Origin of the sequence: Bradyrhizobium sp. NP1 (assembly GCF_030378205.1) — a bacterium.
Lineage (GTDB): Bacteria > Pseudomonadota > Alphaproteobacteria > Rhizobiales > Xanthobacteraceae > Bradyrhizobium.
The window spans coordinates 6,727,877-6,739,626 of the sequence record NZ_CP127385.1; the positions used below are offsets into that span (position 1 = coordinate 6,727,877).

At 67.7% G+C, this 11,750-nt stretch carries 6 protein-coding genes; 3 read left to right on the forward strand and 3 right to left on the reverse strand.

Features of this window, described 5'->3' with window-relative positions:
• Nucleotides 1-16: 16 nt before the first annotated feature.
• Both QOU61_RS32520 and QOU61_RS32525 read right to left on the reverse strand, forming a co-directional pair.
• Nucleotides 17-1,882, reverse strand: coding sequence for an HlyD family type I secretion periplasmic adaptor subunit (locus QOU61_RS32520; RefSeq protein WP_289655270.1), 1,866 nt, complete (start codon nucleotides 1,880-1,882; stop codon nucleotides 17-19).
• Complete coding sequence (locus QOU61_RS32525; protein ID WP_289661993.1) at nucleotides 1,879-3,591, reverse strand: type I secretion system permease/ATPase; 1,713 nt, start codon at nucleotides 3,589-3,591, stop codon at nucleotides 1,879-1,881. Before QOU61_RS32525 ends, QOU61_RS32520 begins: the two co-directional genes overlap by 4 nt.
• Nucleotides 3,592-4,125: 534 nt before the next feature.
• Between QOU61_RS32525 and QOU61_RS32530 the strand changes: the two genes are divergently transcribed.
• From QOU61_RS32530 to QOU61_RS32540, 3 genes are all read left to right on the forward strand, one after another.
• Entirely contained in the window at nucleotides 4,126-7,611 is a 3,486-nt protein-coding gene (locus QOU61_RS32530) for a hypothetical protein (protein WP_289655271.1), read from the forward strand.
• A 315-nt stretch (nucleotides 7,612-7,926) separates the two neighbouring features.
• The gene (locus tag QOU61_RS32535; RefSeq protein WP_289655272.1) at nucleotides 7,927-9,837 is read left to right on the forward strand and encodes an ethylbenzene dehydrogenase-related protein; all 1,911 of its coding nucleotides are present in this window, start codon (nucleotides 7,927-7,929) and stop codon (nucleotides 9,835-9,837) included.
• Complete coding sequence (locus QOU61_RS32540) at nucleotides 9,834-10,922, forward strand: 2Fe-2S iron-sulfur cluster-binding protein (RefSeq protein ID WP_289655273.1); 1,089 nt, start codon at nucleotides 9,834-9,836, stop codon at nucleotides 10,920-10,922. Before QOU61_RS32535 ends, QOU61_RS32540 begins: the two co-directional genes overlap by 4 nt.
• A 128-nt stretch (nucleotides 10,923-11,050) precedes the next feature.
• On the opposite strand, the gene QOU61_RS32545 is transcribed toward QOU61_RS32540, so the two are convergent.
• Nucleotides 11,051-11,638 (reverse strand): cysteine hydrolase family protein, encoded by a 588-nt coding sequence (locus tag QOU61_RS32545; protein ID WP_289655274.1) that lies wholly within the window; start codon nucleotides 11,636-11,638, stop codon nucleotides 11,051-11,053.
• Between the last annotated feature and the right edge of the window lie 112 nt (nucleotides 11,639-11,750).

Genomic DNA, 11,750 nt, shown 5'->3' on the forward strand with positions numbered 1-11,750 from the left:
CGGGAGATACCGCCGGTTATTGCTCGATGAAGGCGCGCTGCATCTGTTCGGCGATCGGCTTGAATATGTAGCTCATCATGGTGCGGCTGCCGGTCTGCAAAAACACTTCCGCCGGCATGCCCGGCACCAGCTGGCGGCCGGCCAGCCGCTGCCGCTGCTCGTCCGGCAGCACCACCTTGACCGTGTAGTAGCTCGCATTGGTCTGCGCATCGTGGCTCGTCGTCGCCGACACGAAGACGACATTGCCCGTGAGCTGCGGCGTGGTGCGGGTGTTGAAGGCGGAGAAGCGCACGAACGCCTTCTGGCCGACATGCACCTGGTCGATGTCGTTGGGCTGCAGCCGCGTCTCGACCTGCAACTCGTCGGCGTCAGGCACCACTTCCATGATGGTGTCGCCGGCGCGGATCACGCCGCCGATCGTGTGCGCGGCCAGCTGGTGGATCACGCCCGAGTTCGGGGCGCGGATCTCGATGCGGTCGAGCTGGTCGCGCGCGGCGACTGCGCGCTCGACGAGCTCGGCTTCCTTGCCCTGGGTCTCGCCGAGCTCCTTGACGACCTCGGTGCGAAAATCCTGGTCCATGCGGACGATCTGGAGCTTCGCCTCGTCGATCTTCGACTTCGTCTCGGCGATCGCCGAGGTCAGTTGGCCGCGCTCGCCGTCGATCCGCGCCGCCTCGCGCTGCAGCGTGGTGAGGCGCGTCAGCGGCACCAGATGCTTGTCGAAAAGATCCTGCACGCCGGTGAGCTCGCCCGCGATCAGCTCGATCTGCTTCGCCTTCGAGGCGACCTGCGCATCGAGGCCGGAAATCTCTTCCGTGAGCTGCGAGATCCGGCTCTGCAGGAGCTCGCGCTGGCTTTGCCGCGCATGGGCGCGGGCCTTGAACAGCGAATCCTCCGAAGTGAGCAGGCTCGCCACATTGTCGTCCTTCATGCGCGCCAGCAGCTCGGCGGGAGGCTGCGGCTTCTCCAGCCCGTCGCGCTCGGCGACCAGCCGCGCGATCCGCGCCCGCAGCTCGTCGAGCTGCTTGCTCACCATCTGCAGGCTCGCCTGGGTCTGGGTGGCGTCGAGCCGCACCAACAGATCGCCGAGGCCGACATGCATGCCGTCATACACCTTGATCTCGGCGACGACGCCGCCGGTCGGATGCTGGATGGCCTTGACGTTGGACTGCACCACGAGATTGCCCGGCACCACCACCGCGCCCGCGAGCGGCACCAGCGCGAACCAGCCGCCGCCGATGACAAGCGCGACCAGCAGGAAGCGAAGCCCCATGCGCAGCTCGCGCTCGAACGACCAGCCGGTCCGCGCCATCAGGCTCTCGCTGATGGCCGGCTCTGGCACGCCGTTGCGATCGAGCAGGAAGGCGATGCCCGTACTCAAGCTCGCCTGAGCCTTGGCGATCCATCGCCCGGCCGCCGCCGGCTCGCCTTCGGCGCGCGGCAGGCTCATCGCCGGGCTTTCCAGCAGCAGGCGATCGGGCCCCGGGATTTCCACCGCGGGCGCCGCCAGATTCATCGGTATCGGCTCGGGACGCTTGGCGGGCTCAGGGCGCTTGGCGGGCTCGGGCGCTGCGACGGGTGCGGCCGGCGCGTTCGCAGCCGCCTGTTCGCGGCGCGGTGGCGCGGGGTGCGGTGACGCGGCGGGCTTGTTGCGCTGTTTTCCGGCCGGCGGTCGGCGCGGCGGCGGTGCGGCCGGCTTGGCGCGACGCGACGAAGTGCGCGGCTCCGGCCAGCGCTCGCTGTCGAGCGCCTGGCGCAGCCGCTGCAGCTCGAGGATCAGGGCGTTGCCCTGCGGGCCCACGCCGCTGCCATGGGCGTCGTTTCCCCAGCGCCGCGCGGCCTCCTCACTGTGCCTGATCTCGTCGGTGCGCGCCATGGTCATGCACGCTCGGCGACGGCGGCGCGGCGGATTGGCCTGGCCTGCGCCGCGGGCGCGACCGGCGCACCGGGCACCGGCTTGCCCTTCGCGGCGCGGACGCGCGCAAAGATCTCGTCGCACGAACCGAAGGCGATCGCCTTCCCCTCATACAGCACCAGCGCCATGTTCAGCGTCGACAGCGCGGCCGGCCGGTGCGAGATCACGATGACGATGGCATTGCCCTGGCGCAGCGTCAGGATAGCGCGGGCAAGCGCCTGCTCGCCGTCGGCGTCGAGATTGGCGTTCGGCTCGTCGAGCACGACCAGGAACGGATCGCCGAACACCGCACGCGCAAGACCGACGCGCTGACGCTGGCCCGCCGACAGCGACAGGCCGCCCTGCCCGATCCGCGTCGCATAGCCTTCCGGCAGGCGCAGGATCATCTCGTGCACGCCGGCGATGCGCGCCGCCTTCAGGATCGCGTCCGACGTCGCGGCCGGATCGAAACGCGCGATGTTTTCGGCGATCGTCCCGTCGAACAGCGCGACGTCCTGCGGCAGGTAGCCGATATGACGGCCAAGCTCCGCATCACGCCACTGATCGATGGTCGCGCCGTCAAGCCGCACCGTGCCCTGCCGCGCCGGCCAGATGCCGACCAGCGCCTTCGAGAGCGACGTCTTGCCCGAGGCGGAAGCGCCGAGCAGCGCCAGGCCCATGCCGGCCTTCAAGGCAAAGGAGACGTTCGACACGATCGGCACATCGCTGCCGGGGGCGCTGACCGAAAGCGCCTGCACCGCGAGCTCACGGCTCGGGCGCGGCAGCGCAACCGGCGGCGGCGCCGGCTTTGCGGTCGCCTTGCAGATGTCGCGCAGCCGCGCGATCGCCTGGCGCGCCGCGACGAGCTGCTTCCAGTTTCCGAGCGCGATCTCGACCGGCGCCAGCGCGCGGCCCATCATGATCGATGACGCGATCATGATGCCGCCGGAGGCGTGATCGGCAACCACGAGATAGGCGCCGAGTCCCAGCATGCCGGACTGCAGCACGTAGCGCAGCACCTTGGCGCCGGAGCCGAGATTGGCATGAAGGTCGGTGGCGCGGATGTTTTCCCGCAGGTAGCGTTCATTGGCCTCGGACCAGCGCGCGGTGAAGCGATCCATCATGCCGAGCGCGCGGACCACCTCGGCGTTGCGCTGCGTCGCATCCGCGAGCACCTGGCGCTGCGCGGCGCCATCCATCGCGGATTTGGCGGCATCGCGCGACAGGCGCTCGGTCAGCAGCGTCATCGCCACGATCGCGGCGGTGCCGAGCAAGGCGGTCATGCCGATCGCCGGATGAAACAGGAACAGCACGATCAGAAAGATCGGGATCCAGGGCATGTCGAGAAAGGCGGTCGGCCCCATGCTCGACATGAAGGCGCGGATCTGGTCGAGATCGCGCAGCGGCTGCTGCATCAGCATCGGCTTGACCCCGCGCAGCGGCAGGCTCGCGAGCGCCTGGTGTATCGCCTCCTGCAGGCCGACATCGAACAGCGTCGCGACGCGGCACAACATCCGCGTGCGCAGCGCGTCGAAATAGCCCTGCACCGCATAGGCGAGCAGGACCATCAGCGAGAGCCCGAGCAGCGTCGTGAGGTTGCGGCTCGGAATCACGCGGTCATAGACCTGAAGCATATAGAGCGAGCCCGACAGCATCAGGATGTTGATGACGCCGCTGAAGACGCCGATCCCGATCATCCGCCGCGCGCTCGCGCGCAGGCCGGTGGCCACGGGATCGTCAGCCGACGCCGCGGGCAACAATGTCCATCGGCCCGCCGACACTGATGCCCGCGGGTGCCCCTGAACCACACTCATCCGTCTGCGCCTCCCCTTTGGGCCCGGTGTCGTGGTCGACGCGATTTCACTGACAGGCGATGCCGACCATTTTCCGGCAACAATGGGACCGATCGATATCTTCTCTGCGACTGCGGAGGCGACGCATGCGAACAGCGCGAGCTCGCATCGCACGCAACCATCGCGCGCAGATGGAACCGTGCAGATGCGGGCACGCACGAGCAGGACCATTAGTAAAGAGAGCGTCACACGCCGCGCGAGACGCGAAAAAGCAGCAGATATCGCATGTCATAGATTTGTCCGCCTATGACCTTGCTTCTGCGCGCAATGGTCGCGGTCTCGGCCGATTGACGCCATGAACATTATCGAGGTTTTGCCCGCGCACGGTTGCGCGCGGGGAATTGGAAGTTTCTGGACAAACATATAATGGGGAGCCACATGGCCTTGACCGCAACGGATCTGTTCAATGACGCAACAACGCGCGAGATCGGCGGCGTCGGCCCCGACCAGGTCAACCTGATCGTCTCGGATCTCGTCGGCGTGCAGCAGATGCTGAGCGCGGCCGATCCGACCATCAACAACCTCTCCGACCTGCACACCCACGTCATCATCAATCAGCTCAACGAGGAGATCGCCACCGTCGAGAATGCGAATTCCGCACTCGACACGCCGATCCTCGGCACCGACCTCGGGCAGTATGTCGGCCGCGCCATCAACGACATCCACCGCGACATCATCGACATCGCGCAGGGCGATCCCGGCGTGCAGGCACTGTTCAACCCGACGCCGCTGCCCGCGCTTAACACCCCGGCCGCGCCGTTCCATGACAACGCCGACCAGACCAAGTTCGTGACGCAGTGGATTCAGGACAGCAACCATCTCGGCCAGGCTGCGGTCGCCATCGAGAACAACGGCTTCACCGGCGATGTCGCCGGCCTCGTGCAGCAGATCCAGACCTTCGAGAACAGCGCCAACGCCTTCGACCAGGCACAGGGCGGGCTGTGGTCCGCGCGGTTCTGGAACGAGTTCCGCAACGACGGCACCACGGGCACGGCGGCGAATGCGCTGATCGAGGGCCTGCAGACCCATAATGCCGGCGAGGTCAATGCCGCGGCGGAACAGCTTGCGGCGAATTCGGCCGATGTGGGCGGCAACAACCTGATGACCGACGGCGGCAGTTACGCCAACGTCGTCGCCGCTGCGCAGGCCACCGCCGTCACGCCGGCTGGCAACAACGCGGCTGCACCGGCTGGCAATAACGCGGCAGCACCCGCGGCGAACAATAACGCGGCAGCACCTGCCGAGAACAATAACGCGGCGACACCTGCCGAGAACAATCATGCCGCCGCGCACGCGGCGAACGATCCAGCCGCAGCCGCTGCCCCTGCCGCCGCGCCGGCGGCCGCTGCCGGCCTCACCGCAACGGATCTGTTCAATGACGCAACGACGCGCGAGATCGGCGGCGTCGGCCCCGACCAGGTCAACCTGATCGCCTCGGACCTCGTCGGCGTGCAGCAGATGCTGAGCGCGGCCGATCCGACCATCAACAACCTCTCCGACCTGCACACTCACGTCATCATCAACCAGCTCAACGAGGAGATCGCCACCGTCGAGAACGCCAACGCGGCGCCGGGCACCCTGATCCTCGGCACCGACCTCGGGCAGTATGTCGGCCGCGCCATCAACGACATCCACCGCGACATCATCGACATCGCGCAGGGCGATCCCGGCGTGCAGGCGCTGTTCAACCCGACGCCGCTGCCCGCGCTCAACACCCCGGCCGCGCCGTTCCACGACAACGCCGACCAGACCAAGTTCGTGACGCAGTGGATTCAGGACAGCAATCATCTCGGCCAGGCTGCGGTCGCCATCGAGAACAACGGCTTCACCGGCGATGTCGCCGGCCTCGTGCAGCAGATCCAGACCTTCGAGAACAGCGCCAACGCCTTCGACCAGGCACAGGGCGGGCTGTGGTCCGCGCGGTTCTGGAACGAGTTCCGCAACGACGGCACCACGGGCACGGCGGCGAATGCGCTGATCGAGGGCCTGCAGACCCATAATGCCGGCGAGGTCAATGCCGCGGCGGAACAGCTTGCGGCGAATTCGGCCGATGTGGGCGGCAACAACCTGATGACCGACGGCGGCAGTTACGCCAACGTCGTCGCCGCTGCGCAGGCCACCGCCGTCACGCCGGGCGGCGGGACGGGCGGAACGGGTGGCGGCACCACCGGAGGAAACGGCGGCGGCAATGGCGATCCCGGCGGCGGCGCGGGCAACGGCGGGACGCCGGGCGGCGACCACCCCGGCGCGGGCAATGGCGGAACGCCTGGCGGCGATCCCGGCGGCGGCGTCGCGGCGCTGAAGCCCGGCGACCTCTATTTCGAAAACATGTTCAACGATGCGACCCGCATCCTCGAGGGCGGGCTCTGGCACAACAACGTCCCGGTCGGCAACCAGGGCAACGGCACCGACGGCCGCTACACTGCCGATCTCAAGCTGGTGCAGACGGGGCTGATGGCCGACGTCGCCGCCCATGATTTTGCCGGCGTCCAGCTTGCCGACGTCAACAAGGTGCTCGGCGACATCGGCACCGCGCTCGCCTCGGTGCAAGGTGCGGTCAACAACGACCCCAATGCGGAAGCGTCCCTGCGCACTGCGCATCTCGACATCATCAACACCATCGAGAACGATCCCATTCTGCAGGCGCTCAGCATCAAGGACGGCAATCCCGGCTTCAACTTCGCGCCGCCGGAGCTTGCCACGCCGCTCAACGCCAACACGCCGCACGCGACCTTCGCCGAGCTCGGCGCGATCTTCGACGACGCGCAGTCGAAGTCGCTGGGCGGCATCAACGCCAACAACCTGCCGGCAATCCAGGCCGACCTGCAGACCGTGCATGACGGGCTCCAGACGCTGATGCAGGATCACCCCGAACTGTTCGGCGGCGCGACCGGCATCCACGCCGCGACCATCGTCGATCAGATCAACCTGCAACTCACCAATTTCAACCACCAATACGGCTTCAATCCCGACGCCGCGAAATCCACCAACGACAACCTCCTCGACATCACCGACATCGTTGCCGGCGATCCCAACCTCGCCAATATGGCATCCATCAACGGCGTCACGGGATGGACGCCCGCGCCGGCCACCGACGTCGTGCCGGTGAAGTATCAGGACAATGCCGACCAGACCAACTTCTGGGCCGACTTCATTGCTTCCAGCAACACGCTGGGAACGCAGGCCCAGCATCTTGTCGCCACCGGCACCGACCAGCAGATCAAGGACTTCGTCCAGACGCTCAAGGGGTTCGAGCACAACGTGCAGAACTTCGACGCGGCGCAAGGCGGCATCTTCCAGGCGCGCTTCGACAATGAACTGCTCGGCGATAACTCCACCGTCGGAGCCGACGTCGCGGCGATGATCAAGGGCCTCCAAACCCATGACGCGGCGCTGGTCACGGCGGCGGCAGAAGGCTTTCATGCCAACGCCATGGATGTCTCCGGCAACAACGTCCCTCTCAATGGCGGATCGTACAACCCCGACGGCGCGACGATTGCCGATGCGCTCAGCACGGCGACTGGTCCGTTGCCGCCGGCGCCGGCCACGCCGCTGACACCAGCGGCGCCGGCCGCTGCGCCAGCAGCGGTCGCGGCGAACGACCCGTCAGCGCACGACGCCGGGGCGGCGGCTGCGGCACCACCAGTCGGCGCGGCCGCGGCAAACGATCCGTCCAGCCACGCGACGACGCCGGCCACACCCGCCGCGCCATCGACCGGCGCGGTCGCGGCAAACGACCCGGGCCACCATGACACTGCGCCCGCGGCTGCACCGACGCCGCTTGTCGCGGCCGCGCCGGCAGCCACTATTCCGCACTCGGCTGATTTCGTCGACATGAACCAATTCCATCACCTGTGGGGGTAGTGGCGCGGCCTGCCTCCGGCACCCGCGCATCAGGGGTGCCGGAGGCAGAACGGATCGGTAAGGCGGCGTGGGCGTGACCGCCGACGATCCATGAAAAAAAGATCAGCCAGGAAAGGGACCTCGCTCGCCGAGCCGCGAGCCTTCGATCTGGGGGAATAACCGTTTGCGTACCAAGAACTGGAAATGCTCGCGGAATGCTGTCCCGTCCGCGCACGATCGACGTTTGATCGGGCGCGTCGCACGGCGCGGCCCATCCGACGGAACTGACGGAAGAATCCGCAATCCATCCTGCCGTCCCGATCGGGGATTGCGGCGATGAGACAGCGCAGGACGGACTATGGGACCATCATCCTGCACTGGGCTCTCGTCGGCGCGCTGTGCGTGGCTTTTGTCACCGGTCTGCGGATCGCGACCGAAGCGCCGGACCGGACCTGGATCAACTGGCTCGACCCGCTGTTGCCGGCGAGCCGCGTATGGACCCTGCACATGCAGGCGGCGATCGTGCTGGTCGCGGTCGCGCTGGCCTACGCCGTCTATGTCGTGCGCTCGGGCCTGAGCCGCCGCGTGCGGCTCGACAAGGTCCGGCTGCGCGGCCTGTTCGGCCGCAAGACGGCGCGGCTCGGCTCCGCCAACGTGATCCTGAGCTGGGTGTTCTTCGCCGCCATGCTGGCGCTGATCGGTAGCGGCGGCCTGCTGTATTTCGGAATCTCGGCCGGCCAGGACGCAGCGACCGTGCATTGGTGGACGACCTGGGTGGTGCTGGGCTTCGCGGGCCTTCACATCCTTACGCATTATGCGATCGGCGGCGCGTCACAGCTGTTGCGGATCTTCCGCCCTGAACGTCTGCCGGCCCCGCCGCCGCAACTCGATGCCGTCGAGCTGCTTTCGCTGCTGGCCGAGCAATCGGACCGCCTGGCGCGGCAAGCCGACGGCGCCGAGAGCGCACCGACTGCTGCGCGCGCGCAGCCCAACCCGCTCGGCGAGCCGGTGCGGCTGCGGCCGGCGGCGCGTCGCGCCGCGCCGCCGCCACAGCAGCCATCCGCAAGGCCGGCGCAGCGCAGCGCGCAATCGCGGCCAAGAAATCCGACGTTCCAGTCCAATCCTCTCGTCGTGGCGCTCGCGATCGCGATCACCGGCGCCTCCGCGCTGCTCACCGCCGACTGGCTTGCGGTCGATCGCCTCACCCTGCACCGCATCGATGCGGTCGACGCGCCGGTGGTCGACGGCGATACCTCGGACCGGGTGTGGCGCAACGTGCGGCCGTACTCGCTGCTGACCAACCAGGGCGGCAATTTGGACGGCAAGGGCGAATCCCGCGTCGAGATCCGCGCCGTGCATGACGGCACCTGGGCCTATTTCCTGTTCACCTGGGAGGACCCGACGCGCTCGTTGAAGCAGTTGCCGCTGGTCAAGGAGATCGACGGCTGGCACCTCCTGCACAACGGCTACGAGAATGGCGACGAGCACGACTACAACGAGGACAAGTTCTCGGTGCTGCTGACGACAACGGACTCGATCCTTGCCGGCGACAAGACCTTTCACGCCGGCACCCAGCCGATCGCCAACGCGCCGGCGACCATGAGCGGGCGCGGCCTGCACTACACCAACGGCGGCTATGTCGACGTCTGGGAGTGGAAGGCGACCAACGGCGGGCCTGCCGGATGGATGGACGATCTGCATTTCGGTCCGCCACTCGAGCCGACGTCAGCGCAGGCGCAGGCGCGCGCGCCCTATCACGGCGGCTTCGCGCCCGATCCGGGAACCGTGAACTATGCCGAGAACTTCACCGTTTCGCCCGACGATGCGGCCGCGGGCAACCAGCTCGTTACACCGCGCCGCCTGCCAAAGGACCTGCAGGCGATCAAGGGCGCGATGGGAGAAGTATCGCTCGATCCCAATCTCGGCGAGAGCGAGGGCGCCCGCTGGTTCATGACGGAGGCGGAGTCCGACCCTTATTCGCCCGAGCGCGACCGTCAGATTCCGGTCGGCACCATCCTGCCCGGCGTGATCTTTGCCGGCGAATTTTCCGGCGACCGTGCCGACATCCGCTGCGCGGCGCGCTGGGCGTCGGGCCGCTGGGCACTCGAAGTCGTGCGCCGGCTCGACTCGAAAAGCCCCTACGACGTGGCGCTGAGGAGCGGCACCTTCATGCGGGTTGCCGCCTTCGATCACAGCCAGATCCGGCACACCCGCCATATCCGACCCATTCGTCTCGAGGTGGAATGATGCGAAAGACCTGCAAGGTGACCGTCAACGGGCAAAGCTTTGCCGCGAACTGCGGCGAGCTCCTGCTCGACGGCGCGATCATGAACGGCGTCGAGCTGCCGCATGACTGCCGCACCGGAATCTGCGGCAGCTGCCGGGTGCGCCTCGTCGAAGGCAAGGTGTTCGGCGGCGACGAGGACGGCAGCGGCATGATCCATGCCTGCCAGGCGCGAATCGTCTCCGACCTTTCGGTCGAGACCGAACCGGTGCCCGATTCCGTCACCGTGTCGGCCGAGGTCGCGCGGCTCGTGCGGCTTGCGCCCGACGTCGTCGGCGTCGAGCTGGCGCTGGAGCAGCCGTTTCATTACCTGCCGGGCCAGTATTGCAACCTGCAGTTCCGCGGCTTTCCCGTGCGCTCCTACAGCCCGAGCTATCCGCTCGAAGGCGCGCCCGACGAACGCCGGCTGCACTTCCACATCCGCAAGCTCGCGGACGGCGCGGTCTCCTCCGCGCTCGGCGAGCGGATTCGCGTCGGCCACCGCGTCAAGCTGAGCGGCCCGTTCGGCAGCGCCTATTTCAGGCCCGACCATTCCGGCTGCACGGTTCTGGTTTCCAGCGGCACCGGCTTTGCGCCGATGTGGTCGATCGCGGTTGCCGCGATCACGGAGCAGCCCGAGCGCGAGCTGATCTTCGTGGTCGGCGCGCGGCGTCTCGCCTCGTTCTACATGCACGCCGCGTTGTGCCGGCTCGCGCTGTTTCCGAACGTCACGATCATTCCCGTGGTGAGCGAGCCGCAGGCCGTTTCGTCGGCGATCCGGGTCGGCCAGCTCGCCGATCAACTGCCGAAACTGTCGGCGGATGACGTCGTCTATGTGTCGGGCGCGCCCGCGCTCACGCAACTTGTGGCACGCATGGCCAAGACCGCCAGCGCCCGCTGCTACACCGACCCCTTCGTCGCAAGCGCGAAGCCCGGCGAGCAGGGAAAGCTGTTGTCGCGCCTGATCGGCTGGCTGGACAGCGGGCGCGGCAACGCCGCCCCGCCGCTGCAGCCCGAGGAGATGCCGGCGCGGCCGCTGCCGCGAAAACCGGTCGCCCACGTCGCCTGAGTCCGCGCCTTATCTCAAGAGGCCAACGCGCCAAAGCGGCGATGGCCTTAGGCTGAACGGCCTTCGCCGCCCTGGCTTGTCGTCTCGAGCATGATCGCTTTCGAAAACCCGGCGTCCGCTTTTCCGGATCATGCTCCCGCGCCGCGCACGATGATGGCAAAGCGGTCTGACAGTTCCGCCAGCGCCACGTCATGAATCGTGGCGGCGGCGATCACGCCGCCGCGGCCGTCGGGAAGGTCGCGGGTGGCACAGCCGTCAGCCTCGATCGTGGTCATGAAGCCGAGATCGAGCGCGGCACGCGCCGTCGAGCTCACGCACATATGCGTCATGAAGCCGACCAGAAGCAGGTTCTTGCGCCCGCTTCCGGCCAGCACTTCCTGCAATTGCGTGCCGGCGAACGCATTGGGCAGCGCCTTCTCGACCACCGCCTCGCCCGTGATCGGGACAAGCGCCTGCACGATCTGGCCGCGCGGGCCCTCGCGGTCGAACATGCCGCCGGCCCGGCCCTTGTGCGCGACATGCACAACCGGCGTGCCGGCAGCGCGGGCGCGCGCCAGCAGCCGAGCCACATGGTCGACGGCCCTTGGCGCATCCGGCAGCGCCAGCGGGCCCGCGAGATATTCGTTCTGCAGGTCGATCAGGACCAGCGCGGCATCGTCGAGGCCGGCGGGCCTGAGGTTGGCGCCGGCGAGTTCAAGCAGTGTCCTGGCGGTCATTTCGATATCTCCGGAAAGCGGCGTCCGGCATCATGAAGAAAGCTGCGGCGCATTCACGCCGCAATCATGCAGGGCGGCCTGCAATTCTGCAGGCGCGGGCGCCGCTTCGTTA